This window comes from Streptomyces sp. MGP-BFMKR1, assembly GCF_057766585.1.
This window is the reverse complement of the sequence record NZ_CM173408.1, coordinates 1357121-1372316: the sequence shown is the minus strand read 5'-3', so window position 1 is coordinate 1372316 and position 15196 is coordinate 1357121. Positions and strand designations below refer to the sequence as shown.

Genomic DNA, 15196 nt, shown 5'->3' with positions numbered 1-15196 from the left:
GGAGCAGGCGCCGCGTGGAGCCGAGCGGTTCGTGGCGCGGGCGGCGGCGGTGACGGCGATGCTCACCGCGTGCGGCGCGCTGTTCGGGCTCGTCCGCGACCAGACGATCGCCCGCCTCTTCGGCGCCACCGGCGCCACGGACGCCTTCCTCGTCGCCTGGACGGTGCCCGAGGTCGCCGCGACGCTGCTCATCGAGGACGCCATGGCCCTGGTCCTCATCCCCGCGTTCAGCCTCGCGCTGTCCCGGCGTCAGGCCGCGCCCGCCCCCGCCGTGGAGCCCGATCGGCCACAGGGCGCGGTTGACCCGGTGCGCGCGCTGGTCGCCGCCACGGCCCCGCGCCTGTGCGCCGCGCTGGCCGGCGCCGCCCTGCTGCTCGCGCTGGCCGCGCCGTGGATCGTGGACCTCCTCGCGCCCGGGCTCACGCACCCCGCGCTCGCGGTGGACTGCACCCGCCTCACGGCCCTGACCGTCCTCACCTTCGGCGTCGCGGGCTACCTCAGCGCCGCGCTGCGCGCGCACCGCAGCTTCGTGCCGCCCGCGGCGATCTACGTCGCGTACAACCTGGCCATCATCGGCACCGTGCTGGCCGTCGGCGACCGGTGGGGAGTGCGCGCCGCGGCGCTCGGCGTCGCGGCCGGCAGCGTGCTGATGATCCTCGTCCAACTGCCGGCCTTCTCCCGCACGGTGGCCGTCTGGCCCCGCGTCCGCAACCCCCGCCCCCGCCCCCGTCTCCGCCCCTCCCTTCCCCGCCGCCGCGTGCCGCGGCTGCGCGGCGCGGCCGTGCCCCTCGGGCTCGCCGTGCTGGCGCCCGTCGCGCTGTTCACCCTCACCCGGCAGGCGCAGGTCCTGGTGGAGCGCTTCGTCGCCTCCTCGCTGCCGCCCGGTGCCATCTCGCACCTCAACTACGCGCAAAAGATCGCCCAGGTCCCGATGGTGCTGTCGTTGATGATCTGCACCGTGACCTTCCCGCTCGTGGCCCGCGCGATGGCCGACGGCGAGCGGGAGCGCGCCAGGCGCCGCGTGGAGCGCGACCTGTACCTGGCCGGGCTCGTCGTGCTCGTCGGCGCCGCCTACGTCGTCGGCTACGCCCCCACGCTGGTGGAACTCCTCTTCCAACGCGGCGCGTTCGACGCCGACGACACCTCCGTCACCGCCTCCGTTATGCGCGTGTACGCCATCGGCCTGCTCGGCCACAGCCTCACCGGCGCCCTGGTCAGGCCGTTCTTCTCGGTCGCGCGGCCCACCTGGTACCCGGCGCTGGCGATGCTCGGCGGGCTGCTGCTCACGACGGCGGTCGGCGTGGCCACGGCGCGGCACTGGGGCGTGTACGGCATCGCCCTCGCCAACGCCCTGGGGATCACCACGACCGCCGCGCTGTTGCTGCGTGGCCTGAGCCGGCGCATGATCCCGCTCGACGTGCGCCGGATGGGCGCGGGCCTCGGCCGGCTGGTGGCCGCTGCCGCCGTCGCGAGCGCCGTGGGGGCCGTCGCCGCCCACCTGGCGACCGCGTCGCTGGCCGCCGCCGCGTACGGGCTGTGCCTCGTGCCCACGGTATTCGCCGCGGCGGCGCTCGCGCTGCGCGCGCCCGAGGTGGCCGACCTGCTCGTTTCGGCCGGGGGCACGGCGCGCCGGGCCGCCGCCCGCGCGGCCCGCCGCCTCCCGGGCCGCGCCGGCCGGACGCCCGCCCACTCCGACACCCCGCCCGCCGCCCCGCCCGACAGCCACCCCGGCGTCGGCCCCGACGGCGACCACCTGGACGGCCACCGCGACGACCCGCACCGCCAGGCCGCCCCCCGCGCCGCTGGTGCCGACTCCGGCCGCGACCACCGTCCCCCCGACCGACCCGGTCGCGCGCCGCGCACCCGCCCCGTAGGAGACGACGCAGCACCCCGCCCGCCCCGTCGAACGGATCCCCATGACCACTGACCCGCACCGCGCGCCGGGCGCGCGCCGTCCGCGCCGTGCCCACGCCATCCCGTGGCTGCTCATGTACCACTCGGTGGACCACTCCACCGACGACCCGTACCGGATCACCGTCACGCCCGGCCAACTGCGCCGCCAGCTCAGTTGGTTGTGCTCCCGTGGCCTGCGCGGCGTGGGCGTGGCCGAGTTGTTGCGCGCGTACGCCGCCGGTCGTGGCGCCGGCCTGGTGGGCCTGACCTTCGACGACGGCTACGCCGACTTCGTCGAACACGCCCTGCCCGCGCTGCGCGAACACGGCTGTACCGCCACCGTGTTCGCCCTGCCCGGGCGCGTCGGCGAGGACAACGCCTGGGACCCGCTCGGCCCCCGTAAGCCCCTGCTGACCGAGGCCGGGCTGCGCGCGGTGGCCGACGCCGGCATGGAGATCGGCTCGCACGGCCTGCTGCACCTCCGGCTCGCCGGCGCGGGCACGGCCACGCTGCGCCGCGAGACGGCGCACAGCCGCGCGGAACTCCAGCGCGTCACGGGCCAGCGCGTGGCCGGCTTCTGCTACCCGTACGGGGCGGTCGACCAGCGCGCCATCGACGCGGTGCGCACGGCCGGGTACGAGTACGCGTGCGCCATCGACGCCGGCCCACTGACCGGCCCGTACGCCCTGCCCCGCAGCCACGTCGGGCAGGCCGACAACGCCTGGCGGCTGGCGGCCAAGCGGCTGCTGCTCCCGTTGCGCCGCCGGCACCCCTTCCCCGTGGCGGCAGGTCCCCTCCCCGCGGGGCGGCGCGGCGGCGCCGACACGCTCCCCGGGGCGGCGGTGCGATGAGGACGCTGCACGTCATCACCGGTCTCGGCGCCGGCGGTGCCGAGCAACAGTTGCGGCTGCTGCTGCGCCACCTGCCCGTGCACAGCGACGTGATCGCCCTCACCCACGCGGACGCGGTGGCGCGCGGGCTGCGCGCCGACGGCGTGCGCGTCCTGGACCTCGGCATGCGCGGCAACCGCGACCTGGCCGCACTGCCTCGGCTGACCCGCGCCATCCGCGCGGGCCGCTACGACCTCGTCCACACCCACCTCTACCGCGCCTGCGTCTACGGCCGGATCGCCGCCCGGCTCGCGGGCGTACGGACCGTGCTGGCCACCGAACACTCCCTCGGCCACACCCACATCGAGGGCCGCCCGCTGACCGCCGGCACCCGCGCCCTCTACCTGGCCACCGAGCGCCTGGGCAGCGCCACCGTCGCGGTCTCCGGCACCATCGCGGACCGGCTCCGGGACTGGGGCGTACCCAGCGAGCGGGTACACATCGTCCCCAACGGCATCGACGCGGCACGTTTTCGCCACGACCCCGCCGCCCGGGCCGCGGCGCGCGCCCGGCTCGGCATCCCGCACGACGCCTACGTGGCCGGGGGAGTGGGGCGCCTGGTGCCGGGCAAGCGGTTCGACACGGCGGTACGCGCGGTCGCCGCGCTGCCGGGCGTCCACCTGCTGCTCGTCGGCGACGGCCCGGAACGCGCCGCCCTGGCCCGCCTGGCCCGCGTGACGGGCGCGGCCGACCGGGTCCACCTGGTCGGCGAACGCGACGGCACCGTCGCCCCGTCCGCCCCCGCGCACGGGGCCCCGCACGGGGACGCCCACGGGGCCACGGCGGGTGACCCGGAGGGCGGCCGGGCGGCGGAGATCCCGGCGCTGCTGGCCGCGATGGACGTGTGCGTCTCACCCTCCACGGAGGAGGCGTTCGGCCTCGCGGTCCTTGAGGCGCTGGCCGCCGGGTTGCCCGTCATCCACGTCACCTGCCCGGCCATCGACGAACTCCCGCTCGCCGACGCGCCCGGCGCCCAGCGCGTCGGCCCCAGTACCCCCGAACTCACCGCGGCCCTACGGGCGCACGCCGCCAGGGGAGCGCACCGCCTGCCCGTCCCACCCGCCGTGCGCCGCTACGCCATCGAGCGCACCGCCGACCAACTCCTGTCCCTCTACGCCCGCCTGCACGCCGGCGCGACCGCCCCCCACGCGCCGCCCGCCGCCCCGGCCCACCCTCCGTACCCGACTCCGGCCCCGGCGCGCGGCCCGCGGCAGCAACCGCGGCCCGCACGCGACGCCACCCCGGACGGACCCCCACGCACGACGGACCACCACGACCTCAAGGACGCCACGAGGTGAGCAGCCCCATGCCCAAGACCCCCACCGCCCCGGCCAAGCGGACGGCGGCTCGCGTAGGCACCCCCGGCGGCCCGCCCCGCGACACCGCCACCGAGGACACGCCCCGCGCCCCAGTCGGCCCGACCGACCACCCGCCGGCAGACGACGCGACGGCCCCGCCCCCGGGTCCGGAGGCCGCGCCCACCCCGAGCGCCCCGCCCACGCGCGCCAACGCCTCCGCCCCGTCGCCCGCGAACCCGCTCGCCAAGGAGACCGCCAAGGAAGCCGCCAAGCCGACCGCCAGGCCACGGCCGAAGGCCGCCCCCGCCTTGGCCGCGAACAAGGCCACCCCCGCCGCCCCGCGCTCCAAGCGCAGCACCGGCGCGGCGGCCAAGGGGCGGCAGCCCGCCCACGCGCACGGCGGTTCCGAAACCCGAGGCGACACCGCCCCGCGCCCGGCAGCCCCCAGCACCGACGCCGCGCACACGCACGCTCCCGACGCCCCGGGTACCACCACTCCCGAAGACGCCCCGGACGCCAGCGGCCCCACCGGCGAGGCCCCGGCCGTCGCATCCCCGAAGGCGCCGGCCACCAACGAGGTCACGGACGGCCCGGCCCGGGCGCCGGACGCCGACCGCCAAGCGACGCGGCAGGTCCCGGGCGCGGCTGCCGCCGACGACGCGGCCCCGGCCGCGCCGTCCGCCGGGCCGCCGAGTGCCGATCGCCCACCCGGCGGTCGCCGGCCCGCCGTGGCGCGGTGGCGGGCGGTGCGGTCGCGGCTGCCGGGGTGGTGGCCGGTGGCGCTCGGCGCCGCGTTGGGCCTCGCCGGCGGGGGCACGTACGGAGCGCTCGCCACGCCCGAGTACACCGCCACCAGCTACGTCGTCGCCGTCGCCAAGGACGGCACGGACCCGGCGACCGCGCTGGGCTTCGCCCAGGCGTACGGCCGCATCACCACCGGCGGCGCCGTGTTGGGCGCGGCCCAGCGCACCACCGGGACCCCCGTGGACGACCTCCGGGCCAGCGTGCGCACCGCCACCTCGCCCGACGCCCCGATGATCGAGGTCACGGGGGCCGACGCCCGCGCCGGACGCGCCGCGGCCACCGCCAACGCCGTGGCCCGCGCCCTGGCCGAGCACGCCAACCGGTCCGCGCGCAGCACGGGGGTACGGCTCACCGTCTTCGCCCAGGCCGTGCCGCCCACCGCGCCCACCTCGCCCTCGCTCCCCATCTCCCTCGCCGTCGGCGGATGTGCCGGCGGCCTGCTCGGCGCCCTTGCCCTGCTCGTACGCCCACGCCCCGCCCCCGAGCCCCACCAGGCCAGCACCCCCGACCCGCTCCCCACACCGGGATCGGAGCCGCGATGACCACCCACCACCCGCTCCACCAGCCGCCACCCTCCGCCACCCAGCCACCCGCACCCCCGGCACCGGCCACGGCGGAAACCACCTCACCCGACGCGGCCACCGCACCCCTCACCTCCACAGCTCCCACCACACCCACGCCCCCCGTGTCGCCCGGGCGACTCGTCGTCACCGTCTGCCGCGACGCGGAGCGGTTCGGGGCGTTGGCCGACGCGTGGGACGGCCTGTACCGGCGGTGCGCCGCCGCCACCCCGTTCCAGAGCCACGCCTGGCTCCACTCCTGGTGGCTCTCGTACGGCCGACGCGGCCGGCTGCGCCTGGTGCTGGTCCACCGCGAGCCGCCGGAGCCGTCACAGTCATCGGAGCCGCCGGAGTCGTCCGAGCCGCTCGAGTCGGTCCGCGCGTCCGGCGCACCCGTCACCGCGTCGGCCGGTACGCCCGGTGGTACGTCCGCCGCGCCGGCCCGGGAACTCGTGGCCGCGGCGCCGCTGATGCTCCGCTACCGCCCGCTGCCCACGCTGCTCCCGCTCGGCCTCGACATCTCCGACTTCTGCGACGTCCTCCTCGACGACCGCTGCCCGCAGGCCGCCGACGCGCTCGCCGCCGGGCTGCGCCACCTGGCCCGCGCCGCGCTGGTCGAGCTTCGCGAGGTGCGCCCCGGGGCGGCTGCGGAGCGCGTGGTCGAGCGCTGGCGCGGCCCCGTGCGCCGGCGCGCCGACTCCGTGTGCCTGGAGCTGCCCGGCGTGCCCATGGACGACCTGCTGCGCAGGCTCTCCGGCGCGAGCGCGCGCAACGCGCGCCGCAAGCTGCGCCGGATCGACGAACTCGGCATCACCCACCGCGCCGTGGCCGAACACGAGGTGCCCGGCGCCGTGGCCACCATGCTCGCCCTGCACGGCCAGCAGTGGCGGGGCCGCGGCGTCACCCCCGAGCACCTGCGGCCCCGCTTCGCGGAACACCTGGCCCGCGCCACCCGCCAGTTGGTGCGCACCGGCGACGCCGCCCTGACCGAGTACCGGCTCGGCGACCTGGTGCTGGTCAGCGAGGTCACGCTGTTCTCCCGCCACCTGGCGGGCGGTTACCTCTACGGTGCGCATCCCGAGGCCCGCGCCAAGGTGGACATCGCCACCATGCTGCTGCGCCAGGACGCCGCCCGCGCCACCGCCACCGGCCGCCGCGTGCTGAGCCTGCTGCGCGGCGACGAGCCGTACAAGCGGCACTGGCGGCCGGAGACCGTCGTCAACCAGCGCCTGCTGCTGGCCCGCCGCCACCTCGCCCCGGCGCTGTGGCTGCGCGCCGGCCACCTCGCGGCGCGCGCCGCGCTCGCGGACCTCGCCCGCACTAGGCTGCCGATCCTGCTCGCCTGGCGGACGCGCCTGCGCGGCCGGCGCGCCGGCGGCCCGCCGCGCTGACCCGCGCCCGCCCCGACGGCTCGCCCTACCGCCCGCCCGAGTCCGGGTCCGGGGCCGGGGCTGGGTCGGCCGTGCCCGGGGCCGCCGCCGCGGCGGCCAGCTCCCTCCGGAACGCCTCGGTCGACCTCGGGCTCCGGCCGCACTCCCAGACCCCGTGCGGGCAGTAGTCCGTGATGGTCTGGTAGACGGGCGGATGCGCCGCCATCCACTCCAGCATCCCCCGCACGAACGCCGGGTTGTCACCGTTGCGGAAGAGCCCCCACTCCGGGTACGAGATCGGCTTCCCGTGCGCCGCGGCGAACTCGACCTGATGGCGCAGCCCGTACGGCTGGTTCACGTAGTCCGCGAAGTCCTCGCCCGGGGGCTGGTCGTAGGAGTCCATGCCGAGGATGTCCACCACGTCGTCGCCCGGATAGCAGGCGGTCCACCCGATGGCGTCCTCCCCGCGGCTGGGCGCGAAGTCGAAGCGCAGCCGCTGCCCCGGTACCGCCCGCATCGCGGTGACGACGCGCCGCCAGTACGCCCGCCACGCCGGTGGGTCGGGCGCGCACCGGCCGGTGTACGTCACGCCGTTCATCTCCCAGCCGAGCACGATGACCGTGTCGGGCGCCCCCAGCCGCACCAGGCGCCGCGCCAGCGTGCGGAAGTGCCGGTCGAACGCGCCGTCGGCGCCCCGCCGCAACAGCGCCCGCACCTCGTGGTCGGGCACGCCCGCCTCGTTGCGCTCCAGCATCGGCACGTTGAGTACGAGGAGGCGCGCGGGATCGGCCCGCCGCCACTCGGTCCAGGGGCGCAGGAACTCCGGCCGCCCCTCGATGTTGGACCACAGGTCGCCGGGGAGGTACGTGTGTCCGACGCGCAGTGTCGGCCCGCCCAGCCACTGCTGGAATTCAGTCATCCGCCGTAGCGCCTCGGGCCCGGAGCCGAGGAAGGCGCCCATGGGAGCCGCGGCGCCCGAGGCACCGGGGGGCGCCGTGGTGGCGGCCGGCTTCGAGGGGGTGGCGGGCGCCGGCGCGGGCGGCTCGCTCGCCGCCTGCCGGTGCGCGGCGGTGGCGGGGGAGGGGGGCGAACTCGCCGCGTCGCCCCCGCCGTTGCTCCCCGTGGCCAGGCCGGCGAGCAGTACGGCGGCGCCGACGGCGATGGCCCCGATGGCGCTCGCCGTCCTCCGACGTCGGATGACCATGACGCTCCCTCCGCGCCCCGCGACCCGGGGACGCCCAACCGCCCTGCGATGAGGCTCAGGTATTCCACGCCCACGCGGGCCCCGAAACCTCGCCCGCGCCCCACCACCACGCCGCGCCGGCCCCGCCGGCGCGCACCCGGGTCGCCCGCGCCTGGCACCCGCACGCGGGGCGCCCGCGCCCGGCCTCCGCTCACACCCCGCGCCCGCACGCCACCCGCCGGGCGCGGGCAGCCGTCGCCGTGCGCCGCTCGGCTACGGCCTCCGGGCCGCCGGCGCGCCCCAGGTCGGGAGCCAGACATGGGCGTCGGGCGCATGCGTTCGCCGGGAGTGGAGGTAGCCGCGCAACTCGCCGAGCCCGGGGTGCGGGTTGTCGGCGCGCCAGATCAGGGACAGCGGGTAGAGCGGCGCCGGGTCGCGTATCGGAATCCGCCGCAGGTCGTAGCTGTCCGGCCACAGGTACCGCGAGCCCTCGCCGACCAGGGTCGACAGGTCCGCCGAGTCGGCGATCTCCGCGAGCAGCGTCTCGTTCCCGAAGACCGGCCCCACCACGTCGATCGTGATACCGAAGGCGGCGGACAGCTCGTCGTAGTAGGCGGCCACCTCGCCACGGGCGTCGAGGCCCGGCATCCAGACGCGCCGCCCGACGAGTTGGCCGGGCGTCAGGGCCCGGGCGCCGGCCAGCGGGTGCCGCGGCCCGACGAGCAACTGGTGCGGCTCGTGGATCAGTTGGGCCGCCCTGATGCCCTCTGGCAGGTGCTGCCGGGGCGGGACCGCGTGGAACGTGGCGTCGACCGTTCCCGCTTCGACGGCGGCGATCGCGCCGTCCACGTCGGCGTCCAGGGTCACCACGTCCAGGGCGATCGCCGGCCGCGTGCGGTAGAAGTCCTGGACCAGCCCGGCGGTCACGATCCGCCGGTTGACCACGTCGACCCGCAGCGCCCGCCGGCCCGGCCGCACGGACGCGTCGGCTCGCTCCGCCACCCGGAGCAGTTCCCGGGCGTGCGGCAGGAACGCCTGGCCGTCGACGGTGAGCCGGGCCCCGCGCGCGGTGCGGGTGAACAGGCGCACGCCGAGCCCCTTCTCCAGCGTGGCGACGCGCTTGGATACGGCCTGCTGGGTCACCGACAGCTCGGCGGCGGCTTCCTGGAACTGGCCGGCCGCCGCGACGGCGACGAAGGTACGTACGGCTTCGAGGTCCACGCCGGCCCACCCTAATGAACAACGAACGGTTGTGAGTCGCCCCCAGGGCAGTTGTTTGACCTGCGGTGGAGCGTCTCGCTTAGCTCTCTCGCGGCAACGTCGGTTTGTTGGGTCGAGACCTCAAGGGGCGCGCGGACCATGGTGGGCGCGAGACGGCTGGGCCGACGCTTCGGCTGGCTGTGGGCGGCGTACGCGATGAGCGCCTACGGGTCGGGGCTGGGCTTCGGGGCCCTCCCGCTGATCGCCGTGCTGGTGTTGGAGGCCAGCCCCGCCGAGGTGTCCGCGCTGTCCGCGGTCGGGCCAGCGGTGGGCGCCCTGCTCGCGGTGCCGCTCGCACCGTGGGTGGAGTTCCGGCGCAAGCGCCCCGTCATGATCGCGATGGACCTGGTCCGGTGCGCGGCCTTGGCCACGATCCCGGTCGGCTACGCCGTCGGCTGGCTGAGCCTGGCCCAACTCCTGGTGGTCTCGGCCGTGGTCGCCGCCACCAGGATCGCCTTCAACGCGGCCAGCGGCGCCTACCTCAAGACCCTGCTCCGGCCGGCCGACCTGCTCGTGGCCAACGCCCGGTTCGAGTCCACGAACTGGAGCTCCATCGCGGTCGGGCCACCGCTGGGCGGGGCCGCGATCGGCCTGTTCGGCCCGGTCGCCACCGTGGTCGCCGACGCGGTCAGCTACCTCCTGTCCGCGCTGTGCGTCACCGCGACGGGCGGCCGGGAACAGCCGCCGCGCCCCGCCACCCCGGGCCCACCGCGCGCGGGCACCGTCCTGGACGGCTGGCACCACATCGCGGCCGAGCCCGTCCTGCGGGCGCTCTACCTCAACAACCTCCTCGTCGCCGGCCTCGTCATGGCCACCGAACCGCTGCTGGCCGTGCTCCTCCTGCGCGGCCTCGGGTTCGCCCCCTGGCAGTACGCCCTCGCCTTCGCCGCCCCCTGCCTCGGCGGCCTCGTCGGCTCCCGGCTGGCCCACCGGGTCGTGACCCGCCACGGCCAGCACGCCGTCTTCCGGACCGTCGGCACCCTGCGCGTCGTCTGGCTGATCGGCCTGGCCTTCGTCGGCCCCGGCGTCGCCGGCCTGGTCACCGTGATCGCCATCGAGCTGGCGATCATCGTCAACATGAGCCTGTACACCCCGGTCCTCGCCACCTACCGGCTCGCACACACCCCCGGGCACCTCGTCGCCCGCACCCTGTCGGCCTGGTCCATCGGCCAGCAGGCGGCCATCGCCCTGTGCACCGCCCTCGGCGGCCTGCTCGCGAGCCACACCGACCCGCGCACCGCCCTCACCGTCGCGGGCCTGCTCGCCCTGGCCACCCCCCTCCTGCTGCCCCGCGCCCCCCACCCGCCACGCCCCGAGCCGACACCGACCCGCACCGACGCCTGACCACCGGCCCCCGCACGCCGGCCCCCGCACACCGGCCTGCCCCGGCCCACCGGCCCCCGGCACACCCACGCCCCGCACACCCGTGCCCCGCGCCGGCGGCCCGGGCCCCGGGCCGCCCCCGTACGCCTACCGCTCGCGCAGCGCCAGGTGCCGCAGATAGGCGGCGCGGTCCAGCGGATCGCCGTCCGTACGCGCGCGGCGCGGCACCGCCCCGGACACCGCCCGGTCGCCCGACGGGCGCGACCACCAGACCCCCTCGCCACCCGTCAGCCCCGGCAGCCGCCGCTGGACCGCGTCCACCGCCCGCGCGGGCAACGCCCCGCGCACGCGCCACGCCCCGGCCCCGCCCGTGGTGTCGGGTCCCGACTCCACGACCTCGGCCCCCCGCGCCGCGAGCAGCGCCAACGCCGCCGGCAGGTCCGCCCGCGGAAGCTCCAACTCGAAGGCGTGGTACGGCTCGTAGACCCGGCAGCCCGCCTCGGCGACGGCCCGCATCAGCACCAGCGGCGTCAGCTTGCGGAAGTCGGCGGCCGTGCTCATCACGCTGTTGAAGCCGCACCGGTACAACGTGACCACGCAGTCGGTCACCGGCCACCCGTGCACCCCCTGCTCCAGGGTGTCCCGCACGGCCGACTCCACCGCGCGGTGGAAGGCCAGCGGCAGCGAGCCCAGCTCGACCCCGAGGCGGTAGCTCACGCCCGACCCCGGCTCCCCGGGCTCCACGCGCAGCCCCACGGACGCCCAGAACAGCGTCTCCTCGCGGTCGCCCATCCCCTCGTACGCCTCCGCCCGGCCGACCGGCCGCTCCAGGTAGCGCACCCGGCTCGGCTCGAACTCCGCCTCGACGCCGAAGTCGCGGCTGAGCGTCGCCGCGATGACCTCCTTCTGCACCTCCCCGTAGAGCAGTACCGCCGTGCCCCGACCCGGCACCGTGCGCGCGCCGATCAGCGGGTCCTGGTCGGCGAGCGCCGTCAGCGCGGCGTGCAGCCGAGGACCCTGCCCCGGCTCGCGCGGCACGGCCACCGCCTCCAGGGTCGGCGGCGGAAACCGGAAGGCGGCCACCGGCGGCGTGCCCGCGCCCGTCGCGGCGGGGTGCCCGAGCTGGTCGCCCACCCGCGCCTCGGCCAGCCCCCACACCCGCGCGATGTCACCGCCGTCCATGGCGCACGACCCGTCGCCCCGGCCCCGCCCGGCCACCCCGGGCCGCGTGGGCGCCGCCCTGACGACCTCCAACGCGGTGACGCGGCCCGGCCGTTCCACGGCCCCACCGCCCGGCCCGGCGCGGTGCAGGCTCACCCGCTGACCACGCCGCAGGGACCCGGCGCGCATCCGTACGTAACACACCTTCGCGCCGCCCGCGCCGCGCTCGATGGCGAAGACCGTGCCCCGCACCGCCTCCCCGGCCCGCGGCCCGGGCGCCGTCGGCAACAGCCCCACGATGCCCTCGACCAGCGCGGCCACGCCCTGCCCGGTCAGCGCCGAGCCGAAGTAGAGCGGGTGCGCCAGACCGGCGGCCGTCTGCGCGACCAGCGCCGCGCGCACCTCGTCGGGCGACGGCGGCTCCCCGCCGTCCACGAGCCGCGCCAACAGCCCCTCGTCGTGCTCGGCCAGCACCTCGGCCAGCTCCGCCGCGACGGCGGCCGACTCCAGCGCACGCGGCTCGGCACGGGCCCGCCGGCTCCCCGCGTCCCGCACCTCGCTCAACGCCACGACCCGCGGCGACAGCTTGCGACGGATGTCCGCGAGCAACTGGCCCTCGCGCGCGCCGGTACGGTCGATCTTGTTGACGAACACCAGGGTGGGCAGGCGGAGCGCGCGCAGCGTCCGCATCAGGACGCGGGTCTGCGGCTGCACCCCCTCCACCGCGGAGAGCACGAGCACCGCCCCGTCGAGCACCGCGAGCGCCCGCTCCACCTCGGCGATGAAGTCCGGGTGCCCCGGAGTGTCGATCACGTTCACCTGGTGGTCGCCCACCAGGAAGGGCGCGACGGCCGCCCGTACGGTGATGCCGCGCTGGCGCTCGATGGCGCCGGTGTCGGTCTGGGTGTCCCCGGCGTCCACGCTGCCGAGCCGATCGATGCTGCCGGCGTCGAACAGCAGCCGCTCGGTCAGACTGGTCTTGCCCGCGTCAACGTGGGCCAGGATGCCGATGTTCAGGGTGGTCATGGGTGGCGAAGTCCTCGGAAACACTCGTCAGATAGGGGACCTGGGAGATTCCGAGAACTCGCCGCATCTTCGCTCCTTGGAAGTGCCGCGCCCGCCGGACGGGGACGCCGGCGCATTCTGACACCGCCCCACCCCACCAGGCACCCGATTTACGCCCCGGCTCCACCCCCGGCAACGCGAAAGGGGCCCCGCGCACGGGGCCCCGCTCACTTCCCACTCCTGCTCCGCCTGGCCGCGCCGACCGCCGCTACCGGTTCGACCGGGCCTCCAGCAGCCCGTCCGGGCAGGCCGTCCCACGCGGGAACTTGTAGCGCCCGCCGATGTGGTACGTGCCGGGCGCCGGTGCGTGCAGCACCGTCCACTCGTCCTCCGGCTCACCCTCCGGCGTCTCCTGGACCTCCTTGGTCAGGCAGCCCTCGACGTTCACCGGAGGCGAGCCGTCCGCGCCGGCGCGCGGCGGCTCCACGTTCTTGCCCTCGCCGTCTATCAGGCCGAGCCAGGGCGAGTACGGGACGCGCAGCAGGACCGGGCCCGGCTTGGACACCTCGACGGTCAGCTCCTCGGCCGCCGCCCGCCGCACGGTGGCCGCGCCGTCGGCCAGCGGCGTGGGGTCCTTGACCCGGTACAGCTTCCAGTTCGCGTCGGACCACACCTCGTCCAGGTACGGCTGGCCGGCGGCCACGAGTTCGGCCTCTGCCTCGCCCGCCCCGTCGAGCCGGTCCTTGGTCGGCAGCACGACGAAGTGCACCGCCCACCGCCCGAGCCAGGCGCGGTAGCTGTCCGGGGTGAGCCGCCCCTCCTCGTAGAAGATCGGGTTGCGCCCCTTGTCCGCCTGCCGGTTCCAGCCGCGGGCCAGGTTGTAGTGCGGGGCGATGGTGGAGGACTCGACGTGGCTGCGGGCGGGGATCACCTCGACCCGACCGCGCTCCGCGCCCGCCCGGTCCAACTGGTCGAGCAGCGGCTCCAACTCGCGCGACCAGGACTGCGACGGCGTGGTCTTGATGACGTCGGCGGTCGACTGGGAAGCCTGCCCGATGGTGACCACCGCGATGGCCACCGTCAGCGCCGCCCACTTGCGGCTCAGCGCCCGCGACAGGCTCAGCCGCGGCATCGCGAACGGCGGCACCATCGCGAGCAGCACCACACCGCCGAAGATCATGCCGAACCGGGTGATGTTGGACCCGATCTGCGAGGGGATCGCCCAGACCAACACCACCGCGAGCCCGTACAGCAGCGCGGCCACCCGCACCGTGCGCCACTTCTTCGGCGCGAAGAAGTACGCCGCAGCGGCGCTGAGGAACGGCACGAACGTCGAGGAGAAGTTCATCGGCATCGTCCCCGAGAACGGGAACAACCAGGCCGACAGCGCCACCACCACCGACGGCGTCACGCCGAGCGCGTAGGCGGCCAGCCGCCGCTTGGTCAGCCACAGCGCGGCGGCCACGATGCCCACGTACAGCCCGGCCACCGGGCTGGCCATGGTCGCGAGCGCGGACAGCAGCGCCGCCGCCCCGCCCCGCGTCAGCCGGTGCGACCAGCGCGCGCCGCGCCACCGGCGCGGCCAGGCGAAGACCACCGCGACCGCGGCGAGACCGAACATCAGGCCAAGCCCGAACGTCACCCGCCCCGAGGCCGCGTTGAAGGTCAGCGCCACCGCCCCGTACAGCGCGGGCAGCATCGGCCGCCGCACGGCACGGCTGCGCACCAGCAGCAGCGCGATGAGCCCGGCGGAGAGCGTGCCGGCGATCACCATCGTGGTCCGCACGCCGATCCCCGCCATCAGGTAGGGCGAGATGACGCTGTACGAGACCGGGTGCATGCCGCCGAACCAGGCGAAGTTGTACGCGTACCCCGGGTGCTCCGTCGCGAACGTCGCCCACGCGTCCTGCGCGGCGAGGTCGCCACCGCTGTTGGCGATCAACAGCACCCACAGCAGGTGCAGCACCGCGGCCAGTGCCAGTGAGGCGCCCACCGGGTGCGACATGAGGCGCATCACACCGGCTCCCACCCGCGCGCCCAGCCCGTGGGTACGCGCGGCGGTGTCGCGCTGACTGATCGGCTGATTACCCGTCGTGGTCATATCGGCGGCGGCATCGCCGTCGCTGGCGTCGGCCCGGGCCGGGCCGTCGGTGGTCACTGCGGTTCTCTCCCCAGTCTTCCCCGAGGTCTTCCCTTGTCATCGACCCGGTCCCCCCGGGACCCGCCGCACCGATTCCGGCTTCAAGGCGGCCTTCGACGCTAGCACAGCGCCGCCCGGCGACAACTCGCCGGACGAGCGCCCCGGTTACCCCCGGCAGGCCCACCGGCCCACCGCCGGGCACCGCCCCGCACCGGCCCACCTGGCACGACGGCGACCCCGAAGGACGGTCCCGTCGCCAGGGGCCGACCCCGGGCGTAGGAGATCTCCGCACCGCCGTGGCCGGGGCTC

The 15196-nt window shown here is 76.6% G+C and carries 10 protein-coding genes; 6 read left to right on the top strand and 4 right to left on the bottom strand.

The genetic code is table 11. The features are described from left to right. Positions 1–31: 31 nt before the first annotated feature. The 5 genes from murJ to AC3CHW_RS05210 are packed head-to-tail and all read left to right on the top strand — an operon-like array spanning position 32 to position 6836. On the top strand, positions 32–1927 hold the full coding sequence (gene murJ / locus AC3CHW_RS05230; protein ID WP_488469704.1) for a murein biosynthesis integral membrane protein MurJ: 1896 nt from the start codon (positions 32–34) through the stop codon (positions 1925–1927). Next, entirely contained in the window at positions 1917–2744 is an 828-nt protein-coding gene (locus tag AC3CHW_RS05225; RefSeq protein ID WP_488469703.1) for a polysaccharide deacetylase family protein, read from the top strand. Before murJ ends, AC3CHW_RS05225 begins: the two co-directional genes overlap by 11 nt. After that, the gene (locus tag AC3CHW_RS05220) at positions 2741–4081 is read left to right on the top strand and encodes a glycosyltransferase (RefSeq protein ID WP_488469702.1); all 1341 of its coding nucleotides are present in this window, start codon (positions 2741–2743) and stop codon (positions 4079–4081) included. Before AC3CHW_RS05225 ends, AC3CHW_RS05220 begins: the two co-directional genes overlap by 4 nt. A gap of 8 nt (positions 4082–4089) precedes the next feature. Next, positions 4090–5427, top strand: coding sequence for a hypothetical protein (locus AC3CHW_RS05215; RefSeq protein WP_488469701.1), 1338 nt, complete (start codon positions 4090–4092; stop codon positions 5425–5427). After that, the gene (locus AC3CHW_RS05210; protein ID WP_488469700.1) at positions 5424–6836 is read left to right on the top strand and encodes a GNAT family N-acetyltransferase; all 1413 of its coding nucleotides are present in this window, start codon (positions 5424–5426) and stop codon (positions 6834–6836) included. The genes AC3CHW_RS05215 and AC3CHW_RS05210 overlap by 4 nt, the downstream gene beginning before the upstream one ends. 25 nt (positions 6837–6861) lie before the next feature. Here the strand turns inward: AC3CHW_RS05210 and AC3CHW_RS05205 are convergent, their stop codons facing one another. Both AC3CHW_RS05205 and AC3CHW_RS05200 read right to left on the bottom strand, forming a co-directional pair. Continuing rightward, on the bottom strand, positions 6862–8019 hold the full coding sequence (locus AC3CHW_RS05205) for a glycoside hydrolase family 26 protein (protein WP_488469699.1): 1158 nt from the start codon (positions 8017–8019) through the stop codon (positions 6862–6864). Positions 8020–8271: 252 nt separating this feature from the next. Then, positions 8272–9219 (bottom strand): LysR family transcriptional regulator, encoded by a 948-nt coding sequence (locus AC3CHW_RS05200; protein WP_488469698.1) that lies wholly within the window; start codon positions 9217–9219, stop codon positions 8272–8274. Positions 9220–9357: 138 nt separating this feature from the next. On the opposite strand from AC3CHW_RS05200, the gene AC3CHW_RS05195 reads away from it, so the two are divergent. Next, positions 9358–10602, top strand: coding sequence for an MFS transporter (locus tag AC3CHW_RS05195; protein ID WP_488469697.1), 1245 nt, complete (start codon positions 9358–9360; stop codon positions 10600–10602). A gap of 126 nt (positions 10603–10728) precedes the next feature. Here AC3CHW_RS05195 and AC3CHW_RS05190 read toward each other — a convergent pair whose 3' ends face one another. Together AC3CHW_RS05190 and AC3CHW_RS05185 are read right to left on the bottom strand one after the other, a co-directional pair. Continuing rightward, positions 10729–12768: a GTP-binding protein gene (locus AC3CHW_RS05190; RefSeq protein WP_488469696.1), complete on the bottom strand. Its 2040-nt coding sequence runs from the start codon at positions 12766–12768 to the stop codon at positions 10729–10731. Between the two features lie 247 nt (positions 12769–13015). Next, positions 13016–14905 (bottom strand): MFS transporter, encoded by a 1890-nt coding sequence (locus AC3CHW_RS05185; RefSeq protein WP_488469695.1) that lies wholly within the window; start codon positions 14903–14905, stop codon positions 13016–13018. Positions 14906–15196: the final 291 nt, after the last annotated feature.

Excerpts from the sequence above, each read along its gene's own strand:
- AC3CHW_RS05195 (WP_488469697.1), top strand. The coding sequence starts at position 9,358 with ATGGTGGGCGCGAGACGGCTGGGCCGACGCTTCGGCTGGCTGTGGGCG.
- AC3CHW_RS05220 (WP_488469702.1), top strand. The coding sequence starts at position 2,741 with ATGAGGACGCTGCACGTCATCACCGGTCTCGGCGCCGGCGGTGCCGAG.
- AC3CHW_RS05225 (WP_488469703.1), top strand. The coding sequence starts at position 1,917 with ATGACCACTGACCCGCACCGCGCGCCGGGCGCGCGCCGTCCGCGCCGT.
- AC3CHW_RS05215 (WP_488469701.1), top strand. The coding sequence starts at position 4,090 with ATGCCCAAGACCCCCACCGCCCCGGCCAAGCGGACGGCGGCTCGCGTA.
- AC3CHW_RS05210 (WP_488469700.1), top strand. The coding sequence starts at position 5,424 with ATGACCACCCACCACCCGCTCCACCAGCCGCCACCCTCCGCCACCCAG.
- AC3CHW_RS05190 (WP_488469696.1), bottom strand. The coding sequence starts at position 12,768 with ATGACCACCCTGAACATCGGCATCCTGGCCCACGTTGACGCGGGCAAG.
- AC3CHW_RS05205 (WP_488469699.1), bottom strand. The coding sequence starts at position 8,019 with ATGGTCATCCGACGTCGGAGGACGGCGAGCGCCATCGGGGCCATCGCC.